This is a genomic window from Paenarthrobacter aromaticivorans (assembly GCF_019038615.1).
Taxonomy (GTDB): Bacteria; Actinomycetota; Actinomycetes; order Actinomycetales; family Micrococcaceae; genus Arthrobacter; species Arthrobacter aromaticivorans.
On record NZ_JAHOPC010000001.1, the window covers coordinates 397,630 to 415,779 of the forward strand.

Below are 18,150 nucleotides of genomic sequence, written 5' to 3' on the forward strand. Positions count from 1 at the left end.
TCAGCCTTTCGAGGTGGAGCCGGCGGGAAGGCTTGCGTTGACAGTCAATCCGGCGAGCGCGGCGGCGCGGCGAAGGAAGTCCAGGTTGCCGGCTGTGCGCTCTGTGAGTGGAAGGTCGGTGGAGAAGTCCTCCACGGTTACCCATGCGTCATAGCCCACCTGTGCCAGGGCCTTGAAGTACGCCAGGACGCTCCCCTGCCCCTCTGTGAGTGGAGCCCACTCGTTCACCCACACCGCTGCACCTGCCTCGTCACGCTCATCAGCGCGGACCCAACGGGCATTCTTCACGTGGACGTGTGCCAGGTATGGGCCCAACAATTCCAGTGCCGGCAGCGGGGATTCCCAGCCTTCGATCAACAGGTTGCCAAGGTCATGGATGACGCCCACATGATTCGGATCAAGGCCCTCAAGGAGCCTGCGCGCCGACGACGCGGAGGCTGTCACCGTGCCATGGTGCAACTCGACGAGCGCTTTGACACCGTGGTGCGCAGCCCTGCCGGCAACCCATTCATAGTGCTCACGCGTCGCGTCGAAAAGCTCCGGGTAGGACAGCCCACTCGGCTCCTGCCCGCCCATGGTCGAGTTGCCCAGCGGCAGCACATTGACCCTGACTTGGCGGGCGCCCAAGGCGGCGGTCGCCGCGAGAACCCTTTCGACGCCGTCGTGATCGTCGCACCGTGCGTAGCCGCCCAAGCCGGAGTACTCGAGTCCGGCCTCGGAGGTGAGCCGCGCGATCTCAGGAAGCGAGTCCTCGAGGCCAGTCATCGGCCAGGTTGCTTTGTTTCCTGCCCAGAAGCCAGGTTCCCGGGCGTCGGCCTGGTCCGTGACACGCCATTCGATGCCGTGCCAGCCTTGGGCGGAAAGTTCCGACACCGCTTGCTGCGGAGTCCAATCCGGCGTCGAGGCTGTGAAGACGGAGAATTTCATGCCGTAACCTCCTCGAAGTGGCCGTTGCCGGTACGCACCTCAACGTCGTTGTATTTACCAGCCAGCACATCGGCGATCAGGACCGGGCGGCCGAGGGTTGCCGAGACGTATAGTGCCCGGACCGTGGCCAGCGCGGTGACGGCGTCTTGGACGGTGACTCCCGCGGGGCGACCCTGCTGGATAGCGTCTACAACATCGCGGTACTGGCGAATGTGGCCGGCGGGATAAACGGTTGGGTCCAGATTCGTCTGCTGCGGGGGTTCAGGGAATTTGGCCAGTTCCTCTTCGGCCTGGTTGCCGCCGCCACGGATGCCCATGGGCCCGCTGTCCGCATCTCCGTTCGGGTCAGCAGCATGGAAGTATTCGAGGCTATCGTTGTCGATCACTGCCGAACCCTTGCTTCCCATGACCTGGAGCCGAACGGTCAGGCCAGGGTAGGCCGCGGTCGTTGCGTGCAGGACAGCGAGCGCGCCGGACTCGAACGTGAGAGTTGCCACGGCGGTGTCCTCCACCTCCAGGTCCGTGTGCGCCAGGAGCGCGGTCTTGGCGCTGATTTCCACAGGCCGTCCGAGGAACCACAGGAGCAGGTCCACGGTGTGCACGCCCTGGTTCATCACGGCTCCCCCACCGTCCATGGCCCACGTTCCACGCCAGGCACCGGAATCGTAATAGCCCTGGCTGCGGTACCAGCTGACGGAAGCGATGGCGGACGTCAGCCTTCCGAAGCGGCCTTCGCGACGGGCCTGGTCCACCACGACGCTCGCGGGATCGAAACGGTGTTGGCTGATGACGCTTGCTACGAGTCCTTTGGCTTCGGCAGCCTTGGCAGCGGCGACGATCTCGTCGGCGTGGTCCAGGTTGACGTCGAGCGGCTTTTCGATGACCACGTGCTTACCGGCGTCGAGGACTTCCAATGCCTGCTGGATGTGAAGCCCGCTAGGGGTTGCGATGATGACGAGATCGACGTCGGCACTGGCGAACGCTTCGCCCAGAGTCCGGAAGGTGGCTGGCTTGGCGGAGCCGCCGTCCGCGATCTCCTGGGCTAGCGCATCTGCGGCTTCCGGGATCTCGTCCACCAGTGCGGTGACGCGAAGCTCGGGCAGTTCTCCGACCGCTGCTGCGTGAGTCCGGCCAATAGTGCCGCAACCGGCAATGGCGACGTTGATAATTGGGATTTCCGTGCTCACTTGGTTTCCACTCCTGCTTCATTGACGATCTTGGCGAACGCGCGGGCTGCCATCCCGAAGGCGGTGGGTCCGGAGAACCCGCCCAGTCCGTGCGCCCCGGCCAGGTGTGGTTCCAGGCTTGCGAATCCCACGAAGCCATCGGATTTCAGGGCCTCAACGGTGCGCAACACATCGCCGTCGCCCTCCCCTGCAGGAACCACGACGCCGTCGGCGAACCGCGCGTCCTTGACCTGCAAGTACTCAAGGTGCGGGCGGAGCTTGGCGTAGCCTTCGTCGAACGGCTTGACGCCCACTTGCACGAAGTTGGCCGGGTCCCAGGCGACCTTCAGCGCTGGCGACGCCACCGATTCGATGATGTCCAGGACACGGTCCGGGGTGTCCCCGAAGATGTCCTTTTCGTTCTCGTGAAGCAGGACAACGCCAGTTTCTTCGGCCACTGCAGCGAGGGCACGCATCCGCTCAATGACGTCGTCGCGGATGCTCTCCACTGCCACGTCCTCGCCGTAGTAGAAGGAGAAGATACGGATGTAGCGGGCACCGAGGGCGTGGGCTGCGTTTGCCGCCCGACGGAGTCGCTCCACCTCGTGTTCCACAGGCAGCGTGACGTCCACCTTGCCGATGGGTGAAGCGATGGCGGACACTCCCATGCCCGCTGCGTCGAGGAGTTTTTTGAGCTCTCCAAGTTGCTCGTCATTGAGGTCCACGATGTTGATACCCCATGCACTGCGGACCTCGATGTGGTTGGCGCCCAAGGCCTGAAGTACCGCGATCTGCAGCACGGGGTCGTCGTCGATTTCGTCACCGAAGCCCGAAAGCGTCCATTCGACTGTTGCTGAACCGGTCATTGCTATTTGACTCCTCCGGCGGTAAGTCCGCCCACTAGGTAACGCTGGAAAATCAGGTACAGGATCACGACCGGAGCTGCGCACACGAGCGAAGCCGCCATCATTTGGCCGTACAGCGGGATGGCCCCACCTTCCTGGGATGCTCCGAAGATCTGCAGTGCGACGGCGGCTGTCTGGCTATCGGGGCGGGTCATGACTGAGGCGAACAGGACATCGTTCCAGCCCAGGAGGAAGGCAAAGATTCCAGAGACCACGATTCCGGGCCAGCTGAGTGGAAGGATGATGCGGACCAGTACGCCAAGGTTGCTGGCGCCGTCGATCCTTGCAGCCTCTTCCAACTCGCGCGGCAAGCCGCGCAGGTACGTGACCATCACCCAGGTTGAGAACGGCATGGCGAAAGTGAGGTAGGTAATGAACAGGCCCCACTGTGTTCCGATGACCTGGACGCCGAGGTAGCTGGCCGCTGACGAGAAGAGAACGAACACCGGCAGAACCATGAGCGTGCCGGGCACGGACTGCAGCGCCAACAGGCCACGCAGGATACTGAGCCTTCCACGGAACTGGTACCTGACCAGCACGTAGGCGATGGAAACGGACATAGCCGCGGATACCACGGCCGTGGCCCCGGCTACGAGCACACTGTTGGTCAGGCCTTTGGCCAGCCCGACGCTGGACCAGATCTTGGTGTAGTTCTCCATGGAAAACGTGGACGGCCAGAACTCGCCGCTGGCCACGCCGATATCCGAGTTAACCGAAGCCAGGAAAATGTAGGCGACAGGGATCAGGACGATCGCACACAGAACGGTGAGGATAATCGCCAGCATCGGCACGGGCAGGAGACGGGTTACTTCATGCTGCCGTTTTGAACCGGGCCGGAACGTGGTTGCTGACGCGCCCCGGCTGGCTGTGCCGCGGACGGAGGTAGTTGACGCGCTCACTTCTTGCCTCCAGGCGTCTCGGCGTCGTCCAGCTTGACGGCGCGCAGATAGATGAACAGCGGAATGGCAATAAGCACCAGGGAGACAAAGGCCATGGCGGCGCTGAGTCCGAAGCGGAAGCTCTGGAAGCTGGTCACGTACGTGAGGATCGGAAGAACCTCGACGTCGGCGGGTGCCGGAACACCGAACAGCACGAACGGCAGGGTGAAGTTGTTGATGTGGTGCAGCATGCCGATCAGGAACGCCAGCGCCAGAGGTCCCTTGAGGTAAGGGAAGATGACGTAGCGCAGCTTGTTCCACCACAGCGCACCATCCAACGCAGAGGCCTCATGGACCTCGTGGTCCACAGACTGCAGGCCGGAAAGTGCCAGGAGATAGATGAATGGCCACGAAGCCCAGATCTGGACCAGGATGAGTGTCCAATAGGTCTGTGGCCCATTAAGCCAAAGCCCGGCATCCATCCCGAACGTTCCCAAGGCAGAGTCCACTACACCGTTGGGCTGGAACATTGTCCGCCAGACAGTGGCCACCACGAACGACGGCAGCACGTAAGGGATCAGGAAGATCGATCGGATCACTGCACGGCCCTTGAACCGGTTCTGCGTTGCCACCGCTGCTGCAATTCCCAGCGGCAAGGTGACAATCATGGCGATCAGCGAGTAGCTGACGCTCAACCACACCGAGTGAAGCAGCGGCGAGTCCGTCAGGGCCTCCACAAAGTTCCCGACGCCGATAAACGGTGCGCTGACCCACTTGCGGAGCGAATACTGGTCCAGGTTGAGGGCGGACATGTAGATGCCAAGAAACAGCGGCAGAACGATGATGACGAACATCAGGAGCCCGCCGGGGATCAGCATCCACAACGGACGGTTGCGCTCGCTCAAACCCTTCCGACGGACGGGTTTCTTCCCGCGTCCAGCTGGCTGGATGGTGCCTGTGCCAGCGCTCGGTGACGTGCCGCCGTCGGGCGCTTGGGCGTTTGTGCCGGACCGGGCCGGCTGCCCTTCGGCAGCCGGGCCGGTCATGGCTTTCATTTCCCTGAAAGAATCAGTGGACATGGGAGATCCTGCCTAGGACTTCGAAGCCCGGTCGAGGGATGCTTGTCCCTTTGCCTGTGCGTCCTTGAGCCGCTGCTCCAGGGCTGCGTCGTCCACGGTGCCCTTGGCCAGCTCCGGAATGGACTGGACGGTGACGTTCAGGAGGCCCAACTGGATGTCTCCCCAGGCGCCGGTGAAGGGCGTGGCCTTTGACTTGCCCGCGGCATCGGCAATCGGCTTGAGCTTCGGGTCCGTCAGCGAGGCCAGTGCGTCAGCGTTGGCGGGAAGTTCCCCGAAGATCTTCTGGTAGTTCAACTGCTCATCCTTTGACGTGATGAGCTCGATGTACGCGAACGCCAGGTCCTTCTGCTGCGAGTAGTCCGCAACCACCACGTTGTCGCCGGAAAGGATGCTGGCGGCTTTGTCGCCGTCGCCCTTCGGTGAAGTTTCACCCGGTGCCGTGGTGGGCATGATCGAGTACGCGTATTTGCCGGCAATGGCGGACTTGTCCAAGGTTGGGACTGAACTCGACGTCGTCATCATCAGGTAGCCGGCCTTACCGGAAGCGAAGGCCGCCACAGCGTTGCTGTTGCTCCAGCCAATCGCTGCCGGATCCACCACTTTGTCCTTGGTCAGCCAGCCGAAGTAGGTCTCGTAGGCCTTCTTGACCGTGGGATCATCCATCTTCAGTTTGTCGCCGTCCACCAAGGGGTTGCCGGCCTGGACGGACATGGCCCAAATGAACTTCCAGGGGTCAAAGTTGTCCTTGTAGCCGGTGGCGAGTCCGAAAGTACCCGTGCTGGCGTTGGTCATCTTCTTGGCTTGCTCTGCGAGTTCGTCCCACGTGGTGGCCGGCTTCTCGATGCCTGCAGCGGCAAGAATGTCCTTGTTATAGGCCATGACGAAGGGGCGGCTGACGAAGGGAATGCCCGCCTGGTGCTCAGGGTCCGGTCCGGAGATGCCCAGTGCGGCCTGATTGAAACGGTCCTTGCCACCCACCTTCTTCCAGTCATCATCGGAGAGAGTCACGAAGGCCTTGGTGGCGTAAGCGGTGGGCGTAAAGGTGGTGCCCAGGCTGTAGACGTCAGGTCCCTGACCGGAAACTACTGACGTTTGGATACGGGTCAGTTCGTCGTTGGCGGACGCGAACGTCTCGAATTCAACATCCGCGCCCGTCTTGGCCTTGAACTTGGCCGCGATGTCCTTGAACCATTCTTTCTGCTGCTCCGGGTACTGGCTGTTGACTCCCGTCAGGACGCTCAGTTTCTTGCCGGCGCCATCCACGGCACCTCCGGAGCTTTCGGAACTGCTGCTGCTTCCCCCGCAGGCCGTCAAAGCCAGCGCAGCCGTTGCGATGACGGCGGCCAGCTTTGCTGATGGTGCAAACCTCATTGTTTCCTCCTTGGATACCAAGCCCGCAGGTGTGGTGTCGTGCGTCACAGGGGCTTCGTTGTCGAGTCTAGGGAGTTGGCAACCAAAGCGGCAAGCGTTTGCCAAAAGTTGCCAAAAGTGCTGCAATTGCCACATGGCAGATGCAAAAGCCCGTGCGACGGCGGCGCCTCCCACCATCCGTGACGTGGCGGAACTAGCGGGAGTCGCAACCTCAACCGTGTCCCGGGCATTGTCCAATCCCGGCAGGGTGAACCGCGTGACCCGCGAGCGCGTTGAGCAAGCGGCGGCCTCGCTGAATTATGTGCCCAGCTCCCAAGCGCGGGGCCTTAGCTCCGGGCGAACCAATGCCATCGCCCTGCTGGTGCCCGACGTCACCAACCCCTTCTACTTCGACATCATCCGGGGCACCCAGAACCAACTCAAAGCCGCTGGCTATACTCAGCTGCTCGTGGACACGGAAGAGTCCGCCGAGATGGAAGCCGATACCCTGCGCAAAATGCAGCGGACGGCGGACGGTTTCATCCTGGCTGCCTCGCGCCTCACGGATGCGCAAATACTCGAAGCAGCCTCCACACAGGCCATCGTCACGATCAACAGGTCCTCAGCCAACGCGCCCACGGTGATGATCGACACCCCCGGCGCAGTGGTTCAGGCGCTGGAACACCTCACTTCGCTGGGACACTCCAAGATCTGCTACGTCGGCGGACCGGCGTCGTCGTGGTCCAACGCCAAACGCTGGAAGACATTCGAAGACGAGAGCCGCGAGCGTGGACTGATCACCTCGCACGTTGGCCCGTTTACGCCCAAGACAACATCAGGCGCCGCGGCTGCTGACGCTGCGGCACGCACTGGCGCCACGGCCTGCATCGTCTTCAACGACCTCCTGGCCATCGGCATGCTGCAGCGGCTTCGCGAGCGGGGCATCCGCGTCCCCGAGGATATGAGCATCGTGGGCTGCGACGATATCTTCGGCGCGGACTTCTGCAATCCACCCCTGACCACGATCGCCTCGCCCATCGAGCAGGCCGGACGCGTTGCCGTCTCCATGCTGCTCGCCCAACTGGATCCGCTGCACGCCGGTTCCACCCGTCGCCTGGCCGTCATGCCCACGCACCTCACGGTCCGCGGCTCCACGGGTCCGGCCCCGTCCTAAGTCCGCGTAATGCGATCCTCTCTCACATCCGGGCCGCTTTTAGGGATCGCTCTCTCACATCCCGGGCGCTTTTAGGGATCGCTACCTCGCGTCCGGCGCCGCGGCGAGATGGCCGCCATGCGCTAAGCCCCGACGTCGGCACTCACCGGGAGTGGCCGACGTCGGGCGGTGCGACCGTAAGGTTCTTTCCGAGAAGGCATGATGGAGCTTCACGTGGCCATGCCGGACGCTGAACTGCTCGCTGGATCTCGTTCACCCGGACGCGCAGGGCCTCCGGGAGCAATCAGATCCAGCGGAGGCCGACTCTAGCTGACATCGGTCACTGCGATGGCCGTCGAAGCTCGGTGGGACGTGAAAGAGCATCGCCCAATAACCCGTGGGATGTGAGAGAACGATCCTAAAAAGCCCGTGGGATGTGAGCGAGGAACCGGGAGGCTATTTCCACCACGTGTCAAAGATGGTTACCGGCACTGTGCGCTTGTGGCGCGTGCGGAGGTACTTCTGCTCGATGAGCTCCGCGACGCCGTCGGGAACTTCGCGGCCTTCAAGGTAGTCGTCGATTTGGTCGTACGTGACTCCGAGTTCGTCTTCATCGGTACGGCCCGGCTTGTCGTCCAGCAGGTCAGCCGTGGGAACCTTCTGCCAAAGTCGCGCGGAAGCGCCCAGCTCAGCCAAGAGCTCGCGGTTCTGGCGCTTGTTCAGACCGAACAGCGGCAGGATGTCCGCACCGCCGTCGCCAAATTTAGTGAAGAACCCCGTAACGGATTCGGCGCCGTGGTCTGTGCCGATCACCAGGTAGTTGTGTTCCCCTGCGATTGCATACTGGGCAATCATGCGGGCGCGGGCCTTGGTGTTGCCTTTGTGGAAGTCGGAAATTTCAGCGCCGATGGTTTTCTCGAACTCTTCCTCGAACCCGTCCACCGCGCGGGAGATGTTGAACGTCCGTTCGGTCTTGGCCTTGATGAAGTCCAAGGCCGCCTGGGCGTCGTCTTCGTCGTGCTGGATACCGTAGGGGAGTCGGACCGCGACAAAGTTCGCATTGACGCCTTCAGCTTCCAGTTCCTCGACTGCCAGCTGCGCCAGTCGGCCGGCCAGAGTGGAATCAAGTCCTCCGGAAATGCCCAGCACAAAGCCGTTTGTGCGCGTGGCTTTCACGTATTCCTTCAGGAACGTGACCCGTTTGCGGACCTCCTCTTGGGGGTTGATCCGGGGCTGGACGCCCATTTCCTCGATGATCTTGGCCTGAAGTTCGCGCATGTGTCCAACACTAGTCAGCCGCATGACAAAGGCTCAACCATATTGCGCCGTGATTCGGCCCCGACCGCGCCGGACATGAGAGAACGATCCTCAGAAACCCGTCGGATGTGCGAGAGGAACCGTAAAAAACCCGTCGGATGTGAGCGAGGATCAGGCGAAGAAGCCGCGCAGCAATGAAGCCGTTCCTTCCAGGTGTTCAATAGTTGCCCGTTCAGCGGCGGGGGCATCGCCGCGCAGGATGGCCTCCGCGATCTCGGTGTGCTGTTCGTTGGCGTGCTCCAGGTTGGTGCTGAGCAAGGGTATCCGGTCCAGGAGTTCGTTGAGCCTTGATCGTGTTTCGGCCACCGCGCCCACCAAGCTTGCGGAGCCGGACAATTCGGCGACTGCGATATGGAACCGGGCATCGCGGGGTCGGTAGCCCACGGCGGGGGAAGCGCTCACTTCGGAGAGACAGACCTGCAGGTGCCTGCGGGCAGCCGCAGAGAGGTCCGCTTTGGCGGCCAAAGAAGCAGCGGCGGGCTCGATGATGGACCTGAAGAGCAGGACGTCCTCCACCTCGGCGGGGTCGAGCGGCCCTTGATCCGGCTGGCGCTGGACTGCTGATGCGGAGACGTACGTTCCCCCATACCTGCCGCGCTGGACTTCCAGATAGCCGGCACTCTGCAACTCCCCCAAGGCATCGCGAAGGGTGGCCCGGGAGACTCCCAATTGTTCGGCCAGTTCTCGCTCGGGCGGCAGTTTTTCGGCCGGGGCGAAGATCCCCAGCTTGATCGTCTGCAGAATGTGTTCGATGGTCTCTTCGAACGCGTTGCCGCCCCTGACTGGGCGCAGCATCGAGAACGACGGGCCAAACGGTGAGTCCGGCACGGCATCTCCTTCCACGGAATGCGGGCTGCGCCAATAAGTGAGGCCGTTCACAGGGCGCTGCTGCCTCCATGCTACCCACGCTGACCAATAAAGGTCATCAAAGAAACCATTGGACACGCCTCCAATTGTGATCCAAGTCATCATGTTTTTGAGAAAAGTCTTGACTCCCGCCGAAGGAGCCTCCAGACTTTGAAGCACACTTTGGACTGAAAACAGTCCTTTAGGATCTGATTGATCCCCCGCTCGACTTTTCCCAGAAGCATTCCTCAGACGATAGGAACACGCATGGAAACAGTGCACCAGCCGCCCGGCGGCGAGGATGAGTATTTGAAGCACCGGCGCCTCAAACGGGGTGCCGCTGGATGGGTTCTCCTCGCGGGGCTCGGAGTGGCCTACGTGATCTCCGGCGATTTCGCGGGCTGGAACCTGGGCCTGGCACAAGGAGGCTGGGGTGGCCTGCTGATCGCTTTCCTGCTCATGGCGGTTATGTACACCTGCATGGTTTTCGGGCTCGCTGAGCTCTCATCAACGCTCCCGACGGCGGGGGCTGGCTATGCATTCGCCCGCCGGGCCCTGGGACCCCTCGGTGGATTCGCGACAGGCATGGCGGTCCTCATCGAATACGCGGTGGCGCCGGCCGCTATTGCCACCTTCATCGGCGGCTACGTAGAGGCCCTTGGCCTCTTTGGCCTCACCAACTCATGGCCGGTCTACCTGGTCACGTATGTCATCTTCATCGGTATTCACATCCGCGGAGTCGGCGAAGCCCTGAAGATCATGTTCGCCATCACCGCGGTGGCCACCATCGCTTTGGCCGCCGCCGTCGTCGGCCTCCTTCCCAAGTTCGATGCCGCCCGGTTGTTCGATATTGTTCCCGACGGATCCGCAGGCTCCAGCGCCTTCCTGCCCATGGGTATCAGCGGCATCCTGGCGGCCCTGGTCTACGGCATTTGGTTCTTCCTGGCAGTGGAGGGCGTTCCGCTCGCGGCCGAAGAAACCTCGAATCCCAAGCGGGACATGCCTCGGGGAATCATTGTGGCCGTCATCATCCTGGTCATTTTTGGCGCTCTCATGCTGGTCCTGGTCCCGGGAGCAGCCGGCTCGCAAGCCATGAGCGGATCCGACAACCCGCTTCCGGAAGCCCTGCGCATTGCTTATGGCGGCAACACCTTCCTCGCGGACTTCATTAACTACGCGGGACTGGCCGGGCTGGTGGCCAGCTTCTTCTCCATCATTTACGCCTACTCACGGCAACTGTTTGCCCTCTCACGGGCCGGATACCTGCCACGCTGGCTCTCCCTGACCGGGAAGCGGCGCACCCCGTACTGGGCCTTGATCGTTCCGGGCACCATTGGATTCCTCCTCGCTGCCATCACCCAGGACGGTGCCTTGCTCATCAACATCGCAGTCTTCGGCGCGACCGTTTCCTACGTCCTGCTGAACCTCTCGCACATCGTCCTTCGCAAGAAGGAACCCAACCTGGAACGCGGCTACAGGACACCGGGCGGGGTCGTCACGACGTCGATTGCCCTGGTCCTGTCCGCGGTGGCAGTCGTGGCGACGTTCGTCGTCGACGTCTTTGCCGCTTCCATTACCGCAGCGATTTTTGCCGCTGCCCTCCTTTACTACTGGCTCTACAGCCGGCACCGGATCGTGGCGGGCGCACCCGAAGAAGAGTTCGCCCAACTCGCCATGGCCGAGGCCGAGCTGAAGTAACAGCCAGCAGAACCTGACATCCACTCACAGAACCACACTGCGGAGACATCATGAATTCCCACATCCAAGAGTCCAGCCGGAACCGGCAGCTCACCGTCGACGAACTGCGCGAATCAGTAGGAAGCGGCGAGATCGATACTGTCATTGTCGCCATCACCGATGCACTGGGTCGCCTCCAGGGCAAGCGTTGCGGTGCACGTTCCTTCCTCGAAGACGTTCTTGATCACGGCGCGGAGGGCTGCAACTACCTGCTCGCCGTGGATGTTGAGATGCAAACCGTGGACGGTTACGCGATGTCGTCCTGGGAAACGGGCTACGGGGACATGGTGATGCTGCCGGACGTTTCGACGCTTCGCCGGGTTCCCTGGCTCGAAGGCACAGCCATTGTGCAGTGCGATGTCCTGTGGACGGACCGGACACCGGTGGCAGCATCACCGCGGCAGATCCTGAAGGCCCAGATCGAGCGGCTCGAAAAGCTGGGCTACCGGGCCCATGTAGGGACCGAGCTTGAATTCCTGATGTTCGATGACTCATACAACCAGGCCTGGCAGAAGAACTACACCGGCCTCGCGCCGTCGACGCAGTACAACGTGGACTACTCGCTCCTTGCCACCGCCCGGCTGGAACCAGTGATCCGCTCCATCCGCAACAACATGGAAGCTGCGGGCTTGGTGGTCGAGTCGTCCAAGGGCGAATGCAATCTCGGTCAGCAGGAAATCACGTTCCGCTTCGATGAAGCCCTCGCCGCCTGCGATAAGCACACGTTTTACAAGAACGGCGCCAAGGAAATCGCGGACCAGCACGGCAAGAGCATCACGTTCATGTCCAAGTTCAATGAGCGTGAAGGCAACTCCTGCCACATCCACTTCAGCCTCACCGACCTGGACGGGAACCCCGTACTGGCGGGCGACGGCGAACACGGCTTTAGTCCCCTGATGGAACGGTTCGTTGCCGGTCAACTCGCGGCGCTGCGCGAACTCGCCTATTTCCTGGCGCCCAACATCAATTCCTACAAACGCTTCGTGGAGGGCAGCTTCGCCCCAACTGCGATCGCTTGGGGCCTGGACAACCGCAGCTGCGCACTCCGCGTGGTGGGCCACGGCCGTGGCCTCCGCACCGAGAACCGTGTGGGCGGCGGCGACGTGAACCCCTACCTGGCGGTGGCTGCAATGATCGCCGCTGTCATCCATGGCATCGAAAACGATCTCCAGTTGCCGGCAATCACCAAGGGCAATGCTTACGAGTCGGACGCGGATCGGCTCCCTACCACGCTGCGGGACGCGCGGGACCTCCTGGCCGAGAGCAGCATTGCGCGCAAGGCTTTCGGCGACGACGTGGTGGATCACTACGTCCACGCCGCCAATGTAGAGCTCACGGCCTATGACAGTGCCATCACAGATTGGGAGCGGGTCCGTGGCTTCGAACGTCTCTGAAACTTACCGGCCGCGAATCGCGCTCACCAGTTACCTTCAGGAGGCCTCCTGGGGAGTGTGGAATACGACGGCGGCAATTCTCCCCGGATCGTACGTGGAGGCCGTGGTCGCTGCCGGAGGAACACCCATCCTGCTCCCTCCGCTGGGCACCGACGAATCCGTGCTGGATCTGGTGGACGGCTTGATCGTGGTGGGAGGTCCCGACGTCGATCCTTCCCTCTACGGTGAGGCGCCCCACCCCGCAACCAAACCACAGCCGCTGCGCGACAGGCACGATTCCGCCCTGATCCGTGCCGCGCTTGAGCGCGAACTCCCGCTGTTCGCGATCTGCCGGGGAGCGCAACTCCTCAACGTCGTACTGGGCGGGACCTTGATCCAGCACATCCCCGACGTCATTCCTGACAGCAAGAGCCAGCCGGCACCTGGTGTTTATGGAGAGGCATCCTTCACCACCACCCCGGGCAGCCTCATCCACCACCTGCTGGGCGGCTCCGCCACGTCCCCCTGCTACCACCACCAAGCCTTGGAGACCATGCCTGAAGCCCTGCGCGTCACGGCCCGCTCCGCGGATGGCCTGGCCCAGGCCGTTGAAGCAACCGAGGGCGGCTGGCTGCTGGGGGTCCAGTTCCATCCGGAACAGAACCCCGAGGATCTCCGGCTGTTCCGCGGCTTTGTGGAAGCTGCCGCCAGCTACCGCTCAGACCAGACCACAACCATGAAAGCGATGTCCCCCGCATGACAGCAACAGTGTTTGATGTGATCAATCCGGCCACGGAGGAGGTCATCCAGACCGTTCCCTTGGCTGGCCCGGCGGAAACGGACGCCGCCATTGCCAAGGCAGCCGCTGCCTACGAGACGTGGCGGGCCGTTGCCCCCGCGGACCGGGCGCTGCTGCTGCGACGGTTCGCTGCCGCCGTCGACAATGACCTGGAGAACCTCGCGCAACTGGAGGTGCGCAACGCCGGGCACACCATTGGCAACGCGCGATGGGAAGCGGGCAACGTCCGCGACGTCCTCAATTACTACTCAGCCGCTCCGGAACGTCACTTCGGTCGCCAGATTCCCGTGGCAGGCGGGGTCAACATGACCTTCCACGAGCCGCTGGGGGTTGTTGGCATCATTGTTCCCTGGAATTTCCCGATGCCGATAGCAGGATGGGGGTTCGCTCCCGCCCTGGCCGCAGGCAATACCGTGGTGCTCAAACCGGCGGAGGTGACACCGCTGACAGCCATCCGCCTTGGTGAACTGGCTCTTGAAGCCGGCCTTCCTGAGGGCGTCTTCCAAGTGATTCCCGGCAAGGGTTCCGTGGTGGGCCAGCGGTTCGTGACGCATCCGGCGGTCAGGAAGGTGGTCTTCACTGGCTCGACCGGCGTGGGCAAGCAGATCATGGCCGGCTGCGCGGACCAGGTGAAGCGCGTGACGCTTGAACTGGGCGGCAAGAGCGCCAACATCGTTTTCGACGACGCCGATCTTGAGATGGCTGCGACCGCCGCCCCCGGTGGCGCTTTCGACAACGCCGGGCAGGACTGCTGCGCACGCTCCAGGATCCTTGTGCAGCGAGGCGTCTACGAACGCTTCCTGGAATTGCTGGAGCCCGAGGTCCTCGGCATGCGCGTCGGAGACCCTGCAGATCCGGCCACAACTATGGGTCCCTTGATTTCGGCCCAGCAACTCAGTACGGTGTCCGCTTTCGTGCCCGACGGCGCACCGGTCGCCTTCCGGGGGAAGGCGCCGGAAGGGCCGGGTTTCTGGTTCCCGCCCACAGTGCTGACGCCGGACCTGAAAGCTCCGTCATTCACGGATGAGATCTTCGGTCCGGTTGTTGCAGTTGTGCCGTTCGACGACGAAGCGGACGCCATCCGCATCGCCAACAACACCGAGTACGGCCTGTCTGGGTCCATCTGGACCTCAAAGGTGGACCGCGCACTGCGTGTAGCCCGGGGAGTCGAATCGGGCAACCTCTCGGTGAACTCCCATTCGTCCGTCCGGTACTCCACCCCGTTTGGCGGCTTCAAACAGTCAGGCCTTGGCCGCGAACTCGGCCCTGACGCGCTGGATGCCTTCAGCGAGGTCAAGAACGTCTTCATTTCCACCCAGTCAGCCTGATCTTTTTCCACTTTTCAAAGGAGAGCACCAATGCAATCAGTAGTTTCCAACCGTCTCGCCGGCCGCAGCGCAGTCATCACTGGCGGTGCCAGCGGCATCGGCCTGGCCACAGCACGCCGGATGGCCGCAGAAGGCGCCAACGTCGTGATCGCCGACATCGAACCGACCTCCGGGATTGCGGCCGCCAGCGAAGTAGGCGGTCTGTTCGTCAAAGTTGACGTGACCAGTGAAGAAGAAGTCCGCAACCTGTATGCCCAGACCAAGGAGACGTATGGCAGCGTGGACATCGCCTTCAACAACGCGGGCATCTCTCCCGCCGACGACGCTTCCATCCTGGACACGGGAATCGACGCCTGGCGCAGGGTGCAGGAAGTGAACCTGACCTCCGTTTACTACTGCTGCAAGTACGCCATTCCCTACATGCAGGAGCAGGGCAAGGGCTCCATCATCAACACGGCATCGTTCGTGGCTGTCATGGGCGCTGCAACTTCCCAGATTTCCTACAGCGCGTCCAAGGGCGGTGTTCTCTCCATGAGCCGGGAACTCGGCGTCGAGTTTGCGCGGCAGGGCATCCGAATCAACGCGCTCTGCCCAGGCCCCGTGAACACTCCCCTGCTGAAGGAACTCTTCGCCAAGGATCCGGAAAAGGCAGCCCGTCGACTGGTCCACGTGCCCCTGGGTCGCTTTGCCGAACCGGAGGAACTGGCCGCGGCAGTCGCGTTCCTCGCCAGCGACGACGCTTCCTTCATTACGGCCTCCACGTTCCTGGTGGATGGCGGTATCTCAGGGGCCTACGTCACTCCCCTTTCGTAACTTCCTGGGAAGCTCGACGGCGGGTGCGGACTTTTTCGTGAAGTCCGCACCCGCCGTCGGGCTTTAACGCTCTCTCACATCCCAACCGTTTCCACCCGATGCTCGATCACATCCCAGCCCTTTCCACCCGATGCTCGCTCACGTCCCGACCGTTTCCACCCGATGCTCGCTCACGTCCCAACCGTTTCCACCCGATGCTCGCTCCCCAAAAACGGCTATTGACGTTCCGATAGTTACCGATATATCGTGAACTATCGCCGATATTCCTTCGGTGAACCACTACCGAAAGGACGATGCTGTTATGAAAGGCATCAACGAACACGACAACAATTTCCCTGAACACGGCCACGGACATCCCGAGCATGGACATGGTCGAGGTCGCTTCAATCGAGGCAAAGGCCGTCGCGGACCGGGCGGCCACGGCGGGGGCGGATTTGGGCCGGGCTTCGGTCCGGGATTCGGACCTGGCGGGTTTGGCCCTGGCGGCTTCGGTCCCCGCGGCTTTGGTCCTGGCGGTCCACGCCGCAACCGCGGCGATGTCCGCGCGGCGATCCTCTCCCTGCTGGCCGAGGCTCCTTCCAACGGCTACGGCCTGATCAAGACCATCGCCGAGAAGACCTCCGGAGCCTGGCGGCCCAGCCCGGGATCCGTCTACCCCACCTTGCAGCAGCTGGTTGATGAAGAGCTCATCACAGCCGTGGGCGAGGGGCGTCGGACGGAATTCACATTGACGGACGACGGCCGCGCCTACGTTGCCGAGCATGAAGAGGAACTCGCCAACGCCTGGAACACCGAGGCTGACGGAAACATGCAGGAGTTCCACCAAAGCATCGGGAAACTCATGGGCGTCGTCCACCAGTTCCGCGGTGCGGCAACCGACGAACAACGCAGGGCGGCAATCGAGAAGCTCGATGAAACCCGGCGCGCGCTGTACCTGATCCTGGCCGACTAATTCCTCCAATCCACGCCCTTGACCTTGACGTAACGTCAACCATTACTGTCAAAGGACAAGCCAGGAACAAAGAGGGCCAGGACGGAGGAGACATGGACTGGTCGATCCAGGAAATCGCCAAGATGGCAGGGACCACCAGCCGCACGCTGCGTCATTACGACGATATTGGGCTGCTCAGGCCAAGCCGGACCGGTCATAACGGCTACCGCTATTACGATGGTCCGGCCTTGGTGCAGCTTCAGCGGATCCTCCTGCTCAGGGAGCTTGGACTTGGTTTGCCTGCGATTGCCGACGTGCTTGCCAGGGAGACCGACACCGTCAAAGCGTTGAGCGGCCACCTGGAATGGCTTGGGCAAGAGCAGGCCCGGCTGGCGCGGCAAATCGCATCGGTGCGGCAAACCATTGACACGTTGAAAGGGGATGGAAAGTACATGGCACAGGACATGTTTGACGGCTTCGACCACACTCAGTACAAGGACGAGGTAGAGGAGCGCTGGGGAAAGGACGCTTACGCCACCAGCGACGCTTGGTGGCGCGGCATGAGCGCCGCAGAAAAGCAGCAATGGAAGGAACGCTCCCGGAAACTGGGGAGCGACTGGATCTCCGCCGCGACGTCCGGAATCGCACCCGACAGCGCTGAAGCACAAGAACTCGCAAGGCGCCACGTCGAATGGCTCCGCGGAATCCCCGGTACACCATCCGCCGCTCCCGGTGGAGACGTCAAGGGCTACGTCACAGGCCTCGGCGAAATGTACGTCGCTGACCCTCGATTTGCCGCGAACTATGGCGGGGAGTCAGGAGCGACGTTCGTCCGGGACGCCCTGCGCGTTTACGCAGAAGGAAACCTGTAGTCGTCCGGGATGCGCTGATCCGGGTTTGGCAATAGTCTGACCGAATGGGTACAAGCACCGCAAAGTCCGGCGAACAGGTTGACAGGCAAGCACGCATTCTCGAGGCTGCCTTGGAACTGTTGTCACGCCACGGCATTTCGGGCATCAACATGCGTGCCGTGTCACGCGAAGCCGGTGTGGCGCTGGGGCTCGTGAACTACTACTACGAGGACAAGTCGAGCTTGATCCGCGCGGTGCTGCACCGGATCGAAGAGCACGACCTCATGCTCGTGGAGCCGGAGCCGGCGTCAACCCCTGAGGAGCAACTCCGGGAGTCACTTCGGCGCGTTGCAGACCCCGATCTCCTGACCACTCCGTATCTGTCCCTCCGCCTCCACCTCTGGGCCCTCGCCCAAGCTCACGAGGACTTTGCACGGATCAACGCGGCGGCCTTCGACCGGTATCTGGACGGGCTTGCCACACTCATAGGGAATGCCAAACCAGAGCTTTCCGCCGATGAGAGCAGGGAGCGCGCAGCAGACATCGTCGTCGTGCAAAACGGCATGTGGCTCACCACGCTCCTGGGCATAGACAAGGCGGCCATCGAGCGTGGCATTGCCCGCACGGAGCAGATCGCTTTCGCCCCTCCGCGTCACAGCGACCGTTGAGACGCGTGCACACCAGTCCACATAATGGG

The 18,150-nt window shown here is 62.4% G+C and carries 17 protein-coding genes; 9 read left to right on the forward strand and 8 right to left on the reverse strand.

Annotated features, from left to right (window positions below; genetic code table 11):
- From KSW38_RS01875 to KSW38_RS01900, 6 genes are read right to left on the reverse strand one after another with little or no spacing between them, the layout of a single operon-like run.
- Positions 1–927: a sugar phosphate isomerase/epimerase family protein gene (locus tag KSW38_RS01875; protein WP_216922145.1), complete on the reverse strand. Its 927-nt coding sequence runs from the start codon at positions 925–927 to the stop codon at positions 1–3.
- Entirely contained in the window at positions 924–2,114 is a 1,191-nt protein-coding gene (locus tag KSW38_RS01880; protein WP_216922148.1) for a Gfo/Idh/MocA family protein, read from the reverse strand. The genes KSW38_RS01875 and KSW38_RS01880 overlap by 4 nt, the downstream gene beginning before the upstream one ends.
- Entirely contained in the window at positions 2,111–2,959 is an 849-nt protein-coding gene (locus KSW38_RS01885) for a sugar phosphate isomerase/epimerase family protein (protein ID WP_216922150.1), read from the reverse strand. Before KSW38_RS01885 ends, KSW38_RS01880 begins: the two co-directional genes overlap by 4 nt.
- A 2-nt stretch (positions 2,960–2,961) precedes the next feature.
- Positions 2,962–3,897 carry a carbohydrate ABC transporter permease gene (locus KSW38_RS01890; RefSeq protein WP_216922153.1) on the reverse strand — a complete coding sequence of 312 codons (936 nt, stop codon included), beginning with the start codon at positions 3,895–3,897 and terminating at the stop codon, positions 2,962–2,964.
- Entirely contained in the window at positions 3,894–4,955 is a 1,062-nt protein-coding gene (locus KSW38_RS01895; protein ID WP_216922156.1) for a carbohydrate ABC transporter permease, read from the reverse strand. Before KSW38_RS01895 ends, KSW38_RS01890 begins: the two co-directional genes overlap by 4 nt.
- Positions 4,956–4,967: 12 nt before the next feature.
- On the reverse strand, positions 4,968–6,326 hold the full coding sequence (locus tag KSW38_RS01900) for an ABC transporter substrate-binding protein (RefSeq protein WP_216922158.1): 1,359 nt from the start codon (positions 6,324–6,326) through the stop codon (positions 4,968–4,970).
- 133 nt (positions 6,327–6,459) lie between these two features.
- Between KSW38_RS01900 and KSW38_RS01905 the strand changes: the two genes are divergently transcribed.
- Positions 6,460–7,479 (forward strand): LacI family DNA-binding transcriptional regulator, encoded by a 1,020-nt coding sequence (locus tag KSW38_RS01905; RefSeq protein ID WP_216922161.1) that lies wholly within the window; start codon positions 6,460–6,462, stop codon positions 7,477–7,479.
- Positions 7,480–7,914: 435 nt separating this feature from the next.
- Here the strand turns inward: KSW38_RS01905 and nadE are convergent, their stop codons facing one another.
- Positions 7,915–8,736, reverse strand: coding sequence for an NAD(+) synthase (gene nadE / locus KSW38_RS01910; protein ID WP_216922171.1), 822 nt, complete (start codon positions 8,734–8,736; stop codon positions 7,915–7,917).
- Between the two features lie 150 nt (positions 8,737–8,886).
- Complete coding sequence (locus KSW38_RS01915; RefSeq protein ID WP_308169272.1) at positions 8,887–9,603, reverse strand: FadR/GntR family transcriptional regulator; 717 nt, start codon at positions 9,601–9,603, stop codon at positions 8,887–8,889.
- 285 nt (positions 9,604–9,888) lie between these two features.
- On the opposite strand from KSW38_RS01915, the gene eat reads away from it, so the two are divergent.
- The 8 genes from eat to KSW38_RS01955 all read left to right on the forward strand — a co-directional run bounded on the left by eat (position 9,889) and on the right by KSW38_RS01955 (position 18,121).
- Positions 9,889–11,319, forward strand: a complete 1,431-nt coding sequence (gene eat, locus KSW38_RS01920; RefSeq protein WP_216922172.1) for an ethanolamine permease — start codon at positions 9,889–9,891, stop codon at positions 11,317–11,319.
- A 50-nt stretch (positions 11,320–11,369) separates the two neighbouring features.
- A complete protein-coding gene (locus KSW38_RS01925; RefSeq protein WP_216922173.1) occupies positions 11,370–12,752 on the forward strand; it encodes a glutamine synthetase family protein in 1,383 nt (460 codons plus the stop codon).
- Positions 12,733–13,491 carry a gamma-glutamyl-gamma-aminobutyrate hydrolase family protein gene (locus KSW38_RS01930; RefSeq protein ID WP_216922175.1) on the forward strand — a complete coding sequence of 253 codons (759 nt, stop codon included), beginning with the start codon at positions 12,733–12,735 and terminating at the stop codon, positions 13,489–13,491. Before KSW38_RS01925 ends, KSW38_RS01930 begins: the two co-directional genes overlap by 20 nt.
- The gene (locus KSW38_RS01935) at positions 13,488–14,858 is read left to right on the forward strand and encodes an aldehyde dehydrogenase family protein (RefSeq protein WP_216922176.1); all 1,371 of its coding nucleotides are present in this window, start codon (positions 13,488–13,490) and stop codon (positions 14,856–14,858) included. Before KSW38_RS01930 ends, KSW38_RS01935 begins: the two co-directional genes overlap by 4 nt.
- Positions 14,859–14,888: 30 nt before the next feature.
- Positions 14,889–15,671 (forward strand): 3-oxoacyl-ACP reductase, encoded by a 783-nt coding sequence (locus KSW38_RS01940; RefSeq protein ID WP_216922177.1) that lies wholly within the window; start codon positions 14,889–14,891, stop codon positions 15,669–15,671.
- Between the two features lie 301 nt (positions 15,672–15,972).
- Entirely contained in the window at positions 15,973–16,623 is a 651-nt protein-coding gene (locus KSW38_RS01945; protein ID WP_216922178.1) for a PadR family transcriptional regulator, read from the forward strand.
- A 92-nt stretch (positions 16,624–16,715) separates the two neighbouring features.
- Positions 16,716–17,474, forward strand: coding sequence for a MerR family transcriptional regulator (locus tag KSW38_RS01950; RefSeq protein ID WP_216922179.1), 759 nt, complete (start codon positions 16,716–16,718; stop codon positions 17,472–17,474).
- Positions 17,475–17,518: 44 nt separating this feature from the next.
- On the forward strand, positions 17,519–18,121 hold the full coding sequence (locus KSW38_RS01955; protein WP_216922180.1) for a TetR/AcrR family transcriptional regulator: 603 nt from the start codon (positions 17,519–17,521) through the stop codon (positions 18,119–18,121).
- The last annotated feature ends 29 nt before the right edge of the window (positions 18,122–18,150 follow it).